The organism is Acetobacter nitrogenifigens DSM 23921 = NBRC 105050 (genome assembly GCF_000429165.1).
GTDB lineage: Bacteria > Pseudomonadota > Alphaproteobacteria > Acetobacterales > Acetobacteraceae > Acetobacter > Acetobacter nitrogenifigens.
In genome coordinates this window covers 65092-79074 of sequence record NZ_AUBI01000004.1, presented here as the reverse complement: position 1 = coordinate 79074, position 13983 = coordinate 65092, and the positions used below count along the sequence as shown (strand labels likewise).

Below are 13983 nucleotides of genomic sequence, written 5' to 3'. Positions count from 1 at the left end.
GGGGGGAGGGTTCCCTAGTCTTCTGTTGATGAAGTCGCCCATGGGCGACGACACTCAACCGTTTGAGGAAGGAACGCTTCACGCTGTCGGCCTGCGCGCACACGAGCGCCTTTCTGCTCCTTACGTCATGTCGATCGAGGCGGTCTGCACCGAGCAGGGTCTCGACGCTGATACGTTTCTGGGGCAGCCGGTATCGATCACCGTTCGCCGCAAGGAAGGGATCGACCGGTTTTTTCATGGCGTCGTCAGGCAGTTTGTGGCGCTCGGCATCGAGCAGCGCGGGCGCTGGCACTACCGTATCGAGGCCGTGCCGTCGCTCTGGTTCCTGAGCCAGAGCGTCGACTGCCGTATCTTCCAGAAAAAGACGGCGGTTCAGATCCTGCGTCAGGTTTTCAGTGACCATGGCGTCACCAAGGTCAAGTTCCAGGTGACTGGCGCGCAGACGCCCCGTGAATACACTACGCAATTCAATGAAGACGACCTGACTTTCTGTCATCGTATCATGCAGGAAAGCGGTCTTTTTTATTATTTCGAGCATACGAAGGACCAGCACACCCTGATTGTGACGGATTCCAATCAGGGGTTCCAGAAGATGGAGCAGCCGGACCATCGTGTGATCGAGCTTGGCGACAACGTCGATATTTTTAACGACTGGCGCACCAGCGCCGCTACCGGCTTTGGCGTCGTTAAGACGCAGGATTACGACCCGACGCAGCCGACGACGCCGGTTTCCGGACGTGGCGTGGCGCAGTTGGCTGGTCCCGATTCCGGCAAACGCGACGTTTACCGCTGGCCGTCGATGACCACAGAGCACAGTATTGCGGGCGATCGCGCGCGGTTCGCGACGGAGGCGTCCGACGTTCGTTCGACATTGTGCGGCGGCCGTGGTTACGACCCGAATCTCTGCCCCGGTTTCCGCTTTATGCTGCTGAGCGATCCGACGGATAACGGCGCGGATAACGAATATGTCGTGGAGGAAGTCTTCCACAGCGCGCAGGACGACACGTGGGTGGGCGGGACTTCCCCCGCGGATTACGTCGCGCAGTTTTCCGCGTTTCTGGTCAAGACGCCCTGGCGTGAGCCGCTGGTCTGTCACCGGCCGGTGATGACGGGCATCTACTCGGCGATCGTGCTGGGTGACGGCGGGGAAGAGATTCACGCCGATCGTCTCGGGCGCATCAAGGTGCGGCCGCTGTTCGATCACCGTAAAGAGACGGTGGCGAGTATGGCGATCTGGGCGCGCGTACTGCACCCCTGGTCCGGCAACAAGTGGGGATGGCAACATCTTCCGCGCGTGGGCACCGAGGTCGGCATCTCGTTCATGAGCGGCGACTGCGACAACCCCGTCGTCATGGGGTGTTTCTATCACGAGCAAAACCCGCCCGTTTTCGATATCCCGTCCGAAAAGACGAAGATGGGTTTTCGCAGCCGCTCGACGCACGGCGGCGGCACGCAGGACTACAACGAACTTTCGTTCGACGATCGCCTTGGGCAGGAAGTGTTCTTCATGCACGCGCAGAAGGACCACCTTATGGAGGTCGAGCGCAACCAGAGCGACAGCATAGGAGGTGAACGCGATACCGTCGTGCATGATGACGATTCGCTCACCAGCCGAACCGGTAATATCAGCACTACGGCGGAGATGGGCAGCATTCTCATGCAGGCCGAAACCAGCATTAAGCTGCAATGCGGAGAGTCGATCATTACCATGACGCCGGCGGGCATCACCGTCGAAGCGCCCGAAATCACGATAAACGGAACGGCGACTGTGACGATTTCAGGTGGTATGGTGTTGATTCAGCCGTAATCGGGTGAGTGTTCTTAAATCGCCGCATGGTGTGGCGAGCGTTCCTGACGTTCTGAAGCGCCAACCTCAGTGTTCGGGCGTTTCAGGAGAGGGGACGGCCCGGCTGACGGCAAGCGACGTGTATCAGGCGATTCGTTCTTCACACGGAGCAATGGGAGGAGATCGCACATGAAAAGCCTGATTCTCGCGGTGCATCGCGTCCCGACCGGTGTGAGCCTTCAGGATTTCAACGTTCAGGGCGACAGGGTCACGCTCGGGCGCGGCGCCGGCTGCGACTGGGTGCTGGTGGACCCTCAACGCCTGCTTTCCAAACGCCACTGCGAGATCGTGCGTCAGCAAGCGCGCTGGATGGTGACCGATCTCAGCAGCAACGGCATGACGGTCAATGGCCGGTTGTTGCCGCCGGGTGTGCCGTGCGAACTTCGTGACGGAGACCGTATAGGTTTTGGCAGTTACGAAATCGACGCGAAGCTGGTCGAGGCGACGAATACTTCGGGTGACGAGGCGACGCTCGGGGGCAGGGCCGCGGGCGGGCGCTACCCGCCGAAGCCGATGACTCACAACCGCGAAACCACGTTCGAAAGTGTATTCGAGCAGGAAACCGGGCCGGGCGCTTTCTTTGACCTGACAGGTTCAGGCATCCGATCGGACAAGCCGCGAACGCTGTCGATCGTCAATCCTTTCGATATTGCTTTGGGTGAGATTGCAACGTCGCCAGCGCCCCGGAGGAAGGGCGATTCTCTCACTCCCAGCGACGCCGTATCGGATCTGGAGGCCTCGTTTACACCACCGAGGCCGACCTCGCTGCTGTTGCCCGATGACTGGGAAGTCCCGCTGAGCGAAGAGCCTCCGGCAATAGAGCGGCAATCACCCACTCCGGCGACGCCCGGGGCGCAGTCGCCGCATCCGACACTCGACCCTACCTTGCCGTCCGGGCCCGTCCCGATGGCCGCTCCGTCGGCGACGTCGCCGTTCGAGGCGCCGCTCCCGCAACAGGGACCGGTCTCGCATCCGCCGTCACTCCATGCGCCGCAGCCGCAAACGGGGTATGCGTCTTCGCCGCAATCTGGCGAAGACGAGAGTGTGGTCGCCGCTTTCTTTCGTGGGGCCGGAATTGACGGCGCGTCGGTCGAACAGCCGGCGCAGCTGATGGAGGAAATGGGGCGCGCGTTTCGCGCGATGGTGACTGGTCTTCGGCGGGCGATGATCGCGCGCGCCGAGATCAAGGGCGAATTTCGCATAGACCGGACCATGATCCAGCCGCACGGTAACAACCCGCTCAAATTCGCAATCGACGACGACGACGCGATTGCAGCGCTGCTTGGGGTCGGTCGCCGCACCGGCGTCAGCCCGTCAGGCGCGATCGCCGACACGATGGACGACATTCGCAAGCACGAAATCGCCGTGACGCGAGCGATGGAGGCCGCAGCCGAGGAGTTGCTGCGCAGCAACGGACCCGAAGCCGTGCTCGGGCGTCTGGCCTACGAACCCGGCAAGCCGTTGTCGCTTCTTCGGCGGGCGAAAGCCTGGAACGCCTACGTGCAATCCCATGGGGAGGTCGCGCGTTCACTCGAGGAAAATATGGACGGGGTGTTCGGGCGGGCTTTCGGCAGGGCTTATGAGGCGGCCTTGCGCGACATTGGAGCCTCCGACCAGCGTGTTCTACGAGACGCGAAGGATAAAAGATCGTGAGTTGGGCCAATCGCGTTGTGTGGCAGGAGGGCATGTTCCTCCGCGCGCAGCATTTTCAGCAGCAGGACCGCTGGAGCAGCCAGGCTCTCGGCCGGGGCCTGACGATGCTGCGGCCCTACTCGTGGGGGTTCACTGAACTCGTCGTCGCGCGGGACCTGCTCTCATCCGGCCGTTTCGGCCTCGCCTCTGCGGCAGGACTTTTCGAGGACGGCACCCAGTTCTTCGCGCCGGACGAGTCCGAATTGCCGCAGCCTCTCCTCGCGCCCGATTCAGCGCGGGACGTGCTGGTGCATCTCGCGGTTCCTATCGCAGGGCCCGGCCGGGCGGAGTTTGGGGACGCAGGTCGGCCCGTACGGTTTCAGGCGCGGGAAATGGATATCGACGACACCCATTCCGGGGCGACGGCGCAGGCGACGATCCAGATCGGACGTCTGGCACCGCGTCTGATGCTTGATACGGACGATCGGGCCGGGTTTCTCTGCCTGCCCGTCGCGCGCATCGTCGAGGTTACGGCCGACCGGCGTGTCATTCTGGACCCGAACTGGATTCCGCCTGTCATCTCCTGCCACGTGTCGTCAGTGCTCGCGAACCTGCTCGTCGAGCTCGTGGGGGTGCTGCATCAACGGCGCGAAGCGATCGCCGCGCGTCTGACGGCGATAGGCGCGAAAAGCAACAGCGAGGTCACTGACTTCATGTTGCTGCAACGTATCAACGGCTGGCAGTCGTTGCTGTCGCATCTGGCGGATACCGGGCGCATTCATCCCGAAGAGCTGTATCGGAAGTTCCTTGAAATGGCCGGGGAACTGGCGACGTTCACCGAGTCGTCGCGTCGCCCGGAAAGTTTCGAGACATATCGCCACGACGACCTGCAGCGCAGCTTCGCCCCTGTGACCGCCGCCATCCGCCGGTCGCTGTCGAGCGTGCTGGAACAGACGGCGGTGCAAATTCCTCTGCGGGAGCACCGGCATGGCGTTCGGGTCGGGACGATCACCGACCGCACCATTCTCGTCGGTGGCTCCATCGTGCTGGTGGCGCGCGCCGATGTGCCGAGCGAGACGCTTCGTCGGGATTTCCCGAAAACCGCGAAGATCGGAGCCGTCGAGCATATCCGCGAACTGGTCAACGTCGCGTTGCCGGGCATCGAGTTGCGTCTGCTGCCGGTGGCGCCGCGGCAGATGCCTTATATTCCAGGCGCCCAGTATTTCGAGCTTGAGCGCCATTCGCCGCATTGGGAAGCGATGAAGCACTCGGGCGGCTTCGCCATTCATGTTTCCAATGACTTCCCGAATCTGATGCTTGAACTCTGGGCCATCCGCGCATGAGTGAATACGCAAATCCCTTCGCCGAGCCTGAGGACGACGACCGTACGGTCATTATGCCCCGCTCAGCCCTATCGGCTCTGGCGCAACGCGCCAACACGCCCGCGCAAACGGCTTCGTCGACGGCGGAGGCCGATTTCGCGTCTCTCGCAGGCACCGGAGAATCTCCGATCATAGCCTACGCCGGCCCGTTGCTGTCATTGATCGCCCGGTTGCGCAATACGCTGACTGTCCCTGATCCCGGCGCTTTGCGGGAGCGGACGGTTGGTGAAATCCGCAGCTACGAAGCCGCGCTGCGTGAGGAGCGAATCGATCCGGATATGATCCGGATCGCTCATTACGTGCTGTGCGCCAGTCTGGACGATGTCGTGCAATGCACGCCATGGGGCAGCCGTGGGCCGTGGGCTGACCTGTCGCTCACCTCGGCGTTCCATCGTGACGTCAAAGGCGGCGAGCGCTTCTTTCAGATATTGCGCAAGCTTCTGGGTAGTCCCAACGCGTTTCTGCCACTGCTGGAGCTGATGTATCTCTGCATGTCGCTGGGCATGCAGGGTCAGTACCGTCTTTCGCCGCGTGGTCCCGCCGAACTGGATCAGGCGCGGGAGGAAACCTACGCGACGATCATGCGCCTGAAGGGCTCGGCGCCTCGGGACCTGTCGCCGCACTGGATGGGGCTCGCCCGCCCGTTCCGCGCGCCACGGTTCGAGACGCCGCTATGGCTGGCCGGGATTGTGGGCGTCGGGTTGCTCAGCGTCGTCTACGCCTTCGCGTCTTTCGGAATAGGCAGTTCTTCTGACGACCTGCTTTCGGCTGCCGCCCATCTGCCGCCCGCGACGATGGCGACGATCACCCGCGCCGGGCCGGAGACTCCGCCTCCGCCGACGCCTCAGCGTCCGGGTCTGCGTTCCCGCCTTATCGCGGCTCTGCAGGGCGATATCCAGCAGGGGCATCTGTCGGTCGAGGGAACGGAGTCGGTTCCGATTGTTCGCCTGCAGAGTCAGGGCATGTTCGCGTCTGGGCAGGCGACGGTGCTGCCGCAATATGTCGCTGTCCTTCGGCGCATCGGCGACGCGATTGGGCATAACGAGGGCAAGACGCGGGTCGAGGGCTATACCGACACGCAGCCGATCCATTCGCTTGTATTCCCTTCCAACTACGACCTCGCTCTGGCGCGCGCGCGGGCTGCGGCGGAAATTCTCTCGCCGTATATCGGCGGAGATCGCGTTACGGCGATTGGTATGGGCGATCAGTCTCCGATAGGCGACAACAGCAACGAACAGGGACGGCGGGCGAACCGTCGCGTCGAGATCACGGTGGACGGAACTTCCGGTCAATGAGTCAGGTTTTGTCGTTGCTGCGGATGCTGTTTCGCAACCGCTGGTCCACCGCTTTCGGCATAGCCGTCATGATCGGCACGATGCTGTGGTTTTATCTGCCGTTTGTGCCTTTTTTCGCGCCGATTTTGCGTCGTGCGATAGCCGTCGCGGCCGCTTGTCTGATCGTTGCAGCGGTTACGTATGTGCTCCATCGCCGCCGCCGTACAGAAGAAAGCAAGGTCCGGGACGCCCTGATCGACAAGAAGGAAGGGCAGCAGGACGAGCAGGCGGCGAACGATGAAGTCCGGGCTCTGCGGAAGAAATTGCAGGAGGCGATTGTCGCTTTGCGTCGGCGCGGCGTGCGTCGTCTCTACGAGCTGCCATGGTATATCCTGATTGGGCCGCCGGGGTCCGGCAAAACCACATCGTTGCGTCATTCCGGCCTGCATTTCCCGCTTGAGAAGGATGGAGACGAGGCGCTTCGTGGCGTTGGCGGCACGCGTCTGTGCGACTGGTGGTTCGCCGAGGAGGCGGTGCTGATCGACACCGCGGGCCGTTACACCACGCAGGATTCTGATCGCACCGTTGATCGCGCGGGGTGGCTCGGCTTTCTGGACGCCTTGCGCAAGGCGCGTCCGCGTCAGCCGGTCAACGGATTGCTGGTGATGATTTCGCTGGTCGAGATCATCGAGGCGACGCCTGAGACGCTTGAGGCCCATGCGCGCCAGATTCGGCTTCGAATCAACGAGGTGACCGAACGGCTCGGCATGCGGATACCGGTCTATCTCATGTTTAACAAGGCGGATCGCCTCGCGGGCTTCGACGCGTTTTTCGATGATCTCGACAGTCAATCCCGCGAGCAGGTCTGGGGCATGACCTTCCGGCTGGAGCAGGGGCAGGACGCGTTTCTCGAGGAATTTCGATTGTTGCTCGGAAGGCTGGAGGCGCGTTTGATCGAGCGTCTGCAAGCCGAGCGCGGCGCCGACAGGCGCGCGTTGATCAGCGGCTTTCCGCTACAAGTCGCAAGCCTTCTCGAGCCGCTGTCGTCGTTTCTGCAGATCGGTTTCAGCGGCAGTCGCGTCGATCAGGCCCCTTTGGTGCGCGGCGTCTATTTCACGTCAGCGACGCAGGTCGGCGCTCCGCTCGACCGGCTTGCAGGCGCGCTCGTCAAGTCGTTTGGGATCGACCAGAAACGTGTGGGTGCGCCCGAAGGTAACCGGGGCAGAGCCTACTTCCTCACCCGGCTTATTCGCGAAGTGGTGCTCGGTGAGGCGCTGCTCGTCTCGCAGGCGCCGGATCGCTACAGGCTCAGGCGGATGGTGCGTTCGTCGGCTCTGGCGGCGCTTGTCTTCTGCACGGTCGTCGGTCTTGTGCTGATCTGGCGCGCCGAGATGGAGGCGCGCGCCATGGTGCAGCAGCGCCTTGAGATATTTGCGGCTTACCGTGACGCGGTGACGCCGCTCGCGGGCAAGGCGGTGGATAGCGACGCGGATCTGGTGCAGGTCTGCGACGTACTCGATAAAATCTCAGCGGCGCAGCAGCCGCAACCGGATCGTCTGGCCCGATTTTTTCATCTGGCGCCGCGCGGCGCGATCGACGACGCGGGCAGGTCGGCGTACGAGAACGCCTTGCGGCGACAGTTCTATCCGCGACTGGTCTGGCGGGTCGAGCATGAGATGCGCCAGCACATGCACGACCCTGGCGTGCTTTACGAAGCGACGCGTGTTTATCTGCTGCTCGGTGGCCTTGGTCCGCGCGAGCCGGGCATCGTCGAGGACTGGTTCCGTCAGGCGTGGGGTGGACTGTTCCCGGGCTCCCTCAATGTCGCGCTACGTGAGCGGCTGGACCATCATCTGGATGCGCTTCTGGCGCTTCCGCCGCCAGCGGAAGCGCATCTTGACGGGGATCTTATTCGTCAGGCGCGCATCGCCTTCGGTCACGTGACGCCTGCAGAAAGAATCTACGGACGTCTCCGCGCGAGTGCGTTGCCTGCCGATATTCATACGTGGTCGCCCGCAGGCGTGCTGGGCGCTGTGGCTGATACTGTTTTCTCCCGGCGTAGCGGCGCGCCTATGACGGACGGCGTGCCCGCTTTCTATACCGGTCAGGGCTTCGCGGTCGCGGTCAGAAAGGACTTGCCGTCAGCGGCCCGCGCTGTGGCGGATGAATCGTGGGTGATCGGCCGCGATCCGGACGTGACAGTCAACGGCTCGGCGGTCGGTGGGCTTGAATCCGAGGTCGCGCAGCTCTGGGTCGACGACGCCCGCAAGCATTGGGATCGCGTCCTGAACGATCTTTCGCTGCGGCTGACCGGGGATCGCTCGCAGGTGGAAAGCAGCCTGTATATGCTGTCCTCGCCGCAATCGCCTTTGCGCGATATGGTGGCGTCCATTGCTGACGCGCAGACCGTGCCGATGCCCAAGCCGCCCCAAAGCAAGGAGCAGGGCGCTGCGGCGGCGGTCCAGCAGGCTCCGCTTGATCCGATGGATGTTGTCGCCGCGTCATGGAATGACAGCAACAAGCCGCTTTTTTCGCTGATTCATCCTGAGGGCTCGGGAGCCCCGGCGATCGAAACGCTTCTCAGACTTATCGGGCAGCTCAGCGATGAATTGTCGCGGGGCGTCGCTTCGCCCGGCGCCCTGCCGATGACGGCGGGCGCGTCTTTGGACCCTGCGCAGCGGCTGCGTACAGAGGCGTCGCGCCAGCCCGAACCGGTCGCGACATGGTTGCAGCAGATCGCCGAATCCGGCGGCTCGGCGCTTGGTCAGGCGGCGCGGCAATCGGCGTCCGGGGCATTTAACGGCGCCGAGGGTCCGGGAAAGGCATGCACCGCGCTGGTTAAAAACCACTTTCCGTTCGACGTGGAAGCTACGACGGACGCGCCGCTGGATGGTTTCGTGCGGGTATTCGCGCCGGGCGGTCTGCTCGACCAATATTTTCAGACGTCTGTCGCTCCTTACACGGACCAGAGTGGCCCCACTTGGCGGCTCCATCCGACAGGCGGCGTCACGCCGCCGTTCACGGCGCAGCAACTGGCCGCTTTCCAGCGTGCCACCGCGATCCGCAAGGCGTTTTTCCCGGCGGGAGGCGCGCCGTTCGTATCGTTCCCGATAAGTCTGAAAAGTTCGCCCGAATTTTCTCTCTCGCTCGGCGCCGCGACGGTACATCCTGACTCTACGGTGCATCTGACGTGGCCTGGCTCCGACGGTCTCTCGCCTGCGACCATCACGCGCACGCGAAAGGACGGCGCGCAGACTTTGGCGCAGGCGCAAGGCCCGTGGGCGCCGTTCCGTCTTTTGCAGCAGGGCTTTCAGCAACCCGCCGAAGGCGGTCAGCGAGTGTTCCTGTTCCCGGACGGCGAGGAAGTGCACGTTACCGTTCCGTCGGATGGGGCCTTCGTTTTCGATCTTCTGCGCGGATTCTCCTGCCCGGCGGTTCCGTAATGATTGCGCCTTATGTCGGATATTACGGAAAGCTGCCCTCCAGAGGCGATTTTTTGCGGGGCGGCCTGCCGGACGACATGAACGACCGGCTGCATGACTGGATTACCCACCAGATTGCCGGATCTCGTGAGCGGCTGGGGGACGCGTTCGAAGAAGTCTGGCATGCCGCGCCATTTTGGCATTTTACAATCACGTCTGGGCGGCTGAGTCCGAATTGCGCTGTAACTGGCGTATGGGCGCCCAGCGTCGACAAGGTCGGTCGTTGTTTCCCGTTCGTGCTGGCGATCGTTCACGATCCGCGAGACGTTCTGTATCGCGCGCTGGCGCCATTCAGCGATGTCGTGAGGGATGCGATCGCCTCAGGGAAAGATCCCGATGTCGTCGATCAGGAGATAACCCGGCTATGCGGCTATCCCTGGCCGTCGGCGCCGCCTGAGAGAGATATCTGGTGGCTGGAGACGCATTCTGGACCGCAGGTCACGCTGCGTTGCGCGCTTCCGGTCGATCAGGCGTTCGACTGGTTGCTCACGACCCCCGACAGAGGGCGGGGATCGTGAAGGCAGTCGTGAGCTTCAGGCGTTGGCGGTCGTATTACTGCGCGCCGGACGCAGGGGCGTTTCCAGAGGCGGTCTCGCCTGGAGCCGCAGGAGCGGCCGCGACGGCAGGGGCACCCTGAAGGTGTTCGACAGTCCGTTGCGCGAAAAGATCGAAAACCGAGGGGTCGGTCGTCTGATCGGTGTCCGACGCGTTCTTGGGCTTCGTTTTCGGTGGCGCGGCGGAGACGGAAACGTCGAAGGATTTTTCGATCGAGAGATCCGTTGCGTGCCCGTTCCTTACTGTTTCGTGCGCGATGACTGCGGTCGCCGGTCCCGGCGCCCAATGACGCTTGCCGTTACGAAAGCGGGTCGAAATCTGCGAACGATGCACGCTTTGCACTTCGGCTTCGAGCACGTGATCGACAGGCGAGGCGTCCGTTACAACGGAGGCGGCGACGCCGCTGGAGACCAGCGCCGCGCTCAGAGGACCGGCAATGGCCGCCGCGTCGGCGTCGCTGGCACCGGTAACGGCGACGCGCCACGTCTGCGGAGTTTTCTCCGGGGGGGCCGACTTGCTCGCGTCATCCGCGCATCCGGAGAGAGACAGGGCCAGAAGCAGCGCTCCGGACCAGCAGCCGTTATGGACCAAATGTTTAGAACGACTGGACGTTGTCATGATTGTATTGGCCTCAAGGACGATGAATACTCGGGAGAGATGACACAACGAAATATTGCGGTCAATTGGCCGGTAATGAGTGCTCAGGTTCAAGAATTTTTCGTTATATCTGAATATTGGACGTACAAGCGGATGGGCGGGCTGTGAAGCCCGTGCCATGAATTGAGAATGTCGACCCGGATTCCTTCAGGAATGATTGCGGCCAAGGGTGGTCGTGGCGCTTATCAGAGTGTGGCGGCCAGTCTGGCGGCTGCGCATTCAGCCGAACTCGCCGACGCCATTGACGATGCGCTTCGCGTGCTCGGGGCGTGTTGCTCCGCACGAAGCGTAGCTCTGGCCTCTCCCGGGCGTCCGATACGAAAAGCGTGGCTGGCGCTGGAAACGCCGGCTCCTGCTGATCTTGGAGAGGCTCTGCGTGCGTTCGCGATGGAACGCGCGAAGGACGCGGTTGTGGAGCGTGCGCTGGTTCTGGATCCGGAGGCTAAGGGCGAAGGAGAGCGCCGGCTGGCGCGGCTGGGGCTTCTTTATGTGCATCTGGTTCCGGTTCGCGGTCGACACGACGTAGCAGGTCTCTTGTTGTTGTGCCGGTCGTCGCGGCCGTGGCGGGATCGTTTCGGGCCAGGCGGTCCGCATGCGCCGACCGAAGCGCGGCAGATCGCCGAACTGATCGGACTTGCTTTGGAGCGCAACCGGCTTTCGGAGGAGCGGGGCGAGGTGAAGCGCCGCCTGCGGCAGTCGCAACGTCTTGAAATTGCCGGCGCCACGGCGGCTGGCATGGCGCATAACCTGAACAACGTGCTTGCGGCGATGTTGGGGCACACGGAAACGGCGCTGGAGGCGTCGCGGGGGAACACGGCAGTCTACAACGCTGTGGTGTCGATCAAGAACGCTGGCGAGCGGGCTGGCGAGTTGATTGAGAATCTTCTCGGTTTTGGTCGGCGGGATTTCGTCGAGAAAGTGGTTCAACTCGGGGCGCTGTGCGAGGAGACGATTCTTCTCGTGCGGCCGTCAATTCCAACCCGCATCCGCCTGGAACTTCGCGAACGCAGCGACGGAGCGGAAACGATAGGGCGGGTCGAGGAGATTCAGCAGGTCCTCTTCAATCTCATCCGAAACGCTGCGCAGGCGATTGCGAACGAGGGCGAAGTCGTGTTGACGCTGGAGACGCGCAGCGGCGACCCTTCGCTCGCCATGCAGATAGGGGCCTTGGCTCCGCGCGAATATGTCGTGTTGGAAGTTCGGGATTCAGGGATCGGGATAGACGCGGTCGCCCGTCTCGAAATTTTCCGACCGTTTTATACAACGCGCCCCGCAGGCACGGGACTCGGCCTCTCCACCGTGGCGGACATCGTCTCGGAGCATGGCGGAGCCTTGCGCGTGCTGGATGCTCCGGGCGGTGGAAGCGTGTTCGAGGTCTGGTTTCTGACGCATGACGAGGCCGCCCGGACCGTCTTCCTGCCGAAGGGGGAGGGGGAGCCGGTTCTCGTCGTCGCCGAGCGTGCGGTGCGCGAAAAAATCGAGGATGTCGTTGCTGCGCTGGGCTACGAACCTCTCGGCCTGTCGCACCCGCGGGAGGCGCTGAGGGTTATCGAGGGGGATCCCGATAACTATCACGCCGTGTTTCTTTGCACCGACCTGATAGAGCTGGATGATTATTTTTTTCTTGCGGAGCGCTTTCACTCCGTATGCCCGACACTGCCGCTGACTATACTGACGCCTGGACGGACGCCGCCGACGTTGCTGGGCGGCGTGTCCGGGCGGCAGGTGTGGCTCGCCGGACTGGACAGCAGCACTTCAATTGCGGCGGCGCTGCGATTGATGTTCGGTTCGGGCGATGGATCGAGAGGGGCGGGGTGTGAATGAGGCGTTTCATCCACGAGTGAACGGTTGTTTGCGTGATACTGAAAACCTATACTCAGGAGCTGGACGATTTTTGTCTCCGGCGGACGTGGGCTTCGATTTATTTATCGCGTGGTTCGCACAGGTTTGACGGAGGCTTTTCGACTCATGATGTTTCGTCCCCTTTCGCGCCTTCCTCGCCGGGCGTCGTTTGTAGCGCTTCTGCTGGGTGCGGCTTTGGGAGGTTCCGCTTACGCCGAGCCCGTCTCCGCCACTCTGATCGACCTGCCTACTGTTGAAACCCTGCCGAAGCTCAGCGGCTGCGCTGCGAAAATGCCATTGCTGCAGGCAAGCTTAAAGGCTGCCGGGGTGCCGAGTCGCCTTCTTGAATCGCCCGATGCGAACGGGGTCCGCGCAGCGATGATGGCCGCGTCTCTCGATGCGAGCCGCACGCCGCAACTGCTGGTGGTTTGTGGATACGGGGCCGTCCGCGGCGGTCGCCTGTTCCTGCTCCCGAGTGGAACGCCGATCGCGACGGAAGACCTGTCGCGCGGCGCAATGAGCGCTACGGCGTTTTCTAGAATCGTCCAGCCGAACGGCGGCGTCATTCTGGACCTGCATCCCCTGTCGGCTGACCCCCCGCTGGGCAATGCCGTCGCCCAGTGGCGCTCTGATCCTGCGATCGGGGGGCGGAAGCTGGGAGGCGTTGACGAAGACGCCAACGGCGCCAGCGTCATAGATACCCTGATCACCACGGCGCTGCGGGGCTCCGACGCTTTCTTCCCGGGTGTTTTCCTTCCGGTCGCCGCAGCCCCTGCGTCTGGCGGCCCCACGACAGGTGGGGCTCTTGCTGGCGCGCCTGCCGCCGCAACGATTACTCCGCAGAGCGCCGCGACATCTCCGCAGGTCGCGCCGTCAGGCGCCACCCCGGCTCCCGTTAAGCCGGCAACGCCTGTCGTCACGCCGGCGCCCGCAGCTCCGCCCCCCGCAATTCCGACGCCCGTCGCTGCCGCGAGCGAGCCGAAGCCCGCGGTTGTGGCGCCACCGCCTGCCGCTGCCCCCGTGGCTACAGAAGAAAAGCCGTCGTCTGCATCAGAGAATTCTGCAGCAAGCGCACCTTCCGTCGCCGCCGCGCCAGCAGCTCCGCCGCCAAAGCGTGTCGCGCCGAAAACGGATCCGGCTGTGCGTAATGCGCAATTGGCGCTGCTCGCCAAAGGCTTCTATTCCGGTCAGGTGACCGGTTACGACAGCGCTGCGACGCACGCTGCGATCAAGCGGCTGCAAGCCGTGCTCGGGCACCCTGTGACAGGCAAGCTCTCGCCCGAAGAGTCCCAGCAACTGATGGGCGAGTGACA

Annotated in this window: 9 protein-coding genes; 8 read left to right on the top strand and 1 reads right to left on the bottom strand. The window is 63.1% G+C overall.

The features are described from left to right. Nucleotides 1-40: 40 nt before the first annotated feature. The 6 genes from G442_RS0107155 to tagF all read left to right on the top strand — a co-directional run bounded on the left by G442_RS0107155 (nt 41) and on the right by tagF (nt 10134). On the top strand, nt 41-1807 hold the full coding sequence (locus G442_RS0107155) for a type VI secretion system Vgr family protein (RefSeq protein ID WP_026397441.1): 1767 nt from the start codon (nt 41-43) through the stop codon (nt 1805-1807). Between the two features lie 168 nt (nt 1808-1975). Beyond that, nucleotides 1976-3499, top strand: coding sequence for a type VI secretion system-associated FHA domain protein TagH (gene tagH / locus G442_RS0107150; protein WP_026397440.1), 1524 nt, complete (start codon nt 1976-1978; stop codon nt 3497-3499). Continuing rightward, the gene (gene tssK / locus G442_RS0107145) at nt 3496-4821 is read left to right on the top strand and encodes a type VI secretion system baseplate subunit TssK (protein ID WP_026397439.1); all 1326 of its coding nucleotides are present in this window, start codon (nt 3496-3498) and stop codon (nt 4819-4821) included. Before tagH ends, tssK begins: the two co-directional genes overlap by 4 nt. Next, entirely contained in the window at nt 4818-6155 is a 1338-nt protein-coding gene (icmH, locus tag G442_RS0107140; protein ID WP_026397438.1) for a type IVB secretion system protein IcmH/DotU, read from the top strand. The genes tssK and icmH overlap by 4 nt, the downstream gene beginning before the upstream one ends. Further along, nucleotides 6152-9577, top strand: coding sequence for a type VI secretion system membrane subunit TssM (tssM, locus tag G442_RS0107135; RefSeq protein ID WP_026397437.1), 3426 nt, complete (start codon nt 6152-6154; stop codon nt 9575-9577). The genes icmH and tssM overlap by 4 nt, the downstream gene beginning before the upstream one ends. Continuing rightward, nucleotides 9577-10134, top strand: coding sequence for a type VI secretion system-associated protein TagF (gene tagF, locus G442_RS23890; RefSeq protein ID WP_051292067.1), 558 nt, complete (start codon nt 9577-9579; stop codon nt 10132-10134). Before tssM ends, tagF begins: the two co-directional genes overlap by 1 nt. Before the next feature lie 34 nt (nt 10135-10168). On the opposite strand, the gene G442_RS0107125 is transcribed toward tagF, so the two are convergent. Then, nucleotides 10169-10789 (bottom strand): hypothetical protein, encoded by a 621-nt coding sequence (locus G442_RS0107125; protein ID WP_146882423.1) that lies wholly within the window; start codon nt 10787-10789, stop codon nt 10169-10171. Between the two features lie 168 nt (nt 10790-10957). Between G442_RS0107125 and G442_RS0107120 the strand changes: the two genes are divergently transcribed. Together G442_RS0107120 and G442_RS0107115 are read left to right on the top strand one after the other, a co-directional pair. Next, nucleotides 10958-12652 carry an ATP-binding protein gene (locus G442_RS0107120; protein WP_084440422.1) on the top strand — a complete coding sequence of 565 codons (1695 nt, stop codon included), beginning with the start codon at nt 10958-10960 and terminating at the stop codon, nt 12650-12652. Between the two features lie 144 nt (nt 12653-12796). Continuing rightward, complete coding sequence (locus tag G442_RS0107115; RefSeq protein ID WP_026397434.1) at nt 12797-13981, top strand: peptidoglycan-binding domain-containing protein; 1185 nt, start codon at nt 12797-12799, stop codon at nt 13979-13981. The last annotated feature ends 2 nt before the right edge of the window (nt 13982-13983 follow it).

Coding starts and splice junctions, on each gene's coding strand:
- G442_RS0107125 (WP_146882423.1), bottom strand. CDS start 10,789: ATGACAACGTCCAGTCGTTCTAAACATTTGGTCCATAACGGCTGCTGG.
- G442_RS0107120 (WP_084440422.1), top strand. CDS start 10,958: ATGTCGACCCGGATTCCTTCAGGAATGATTGCGGCCAAGGGTGGTCGT.
- icmH (WP_026397438.1), top strand. CDS start 4,818: ATGAGTGAATACGCAAATCCCTTCGCCGAGCCTGAGGACGACGACCGT.
- tssM (WP_026397437.1), top strand. CDS start 6,152: ATGAGTCAGGTTTTGTCGTTGCTGCGGATGCTGTTTCGCAACCGCTGG.
- tagH (WP_026397440.1), top strand. CDS start 1,976: ATGAAAAGCCTGATTCTCGCGGTGCATCGCGTCCCGACCGGTGTGAGC.
- G442_RS0107155 (WP_026397441.1), top strand. CDS start 41: ATGGGCGACGACACTCAACCGTTTGAGGAAGGAACGCTTCACGCTGTC.
- G442_RS0107115 (WP_026397434.1), top strand. CDS start 12,797: ATGATGTTTCGTCCCCTTTCGCGCCTTCCTCGCCGGGCGTCGTTTGTA.
- tagF (WP_051292067.1), top strand. CDS start 9,577: ATGATTGCGCCTTATGTCGGATATTACGGAAAGCTGCCCTCCAGAGGC.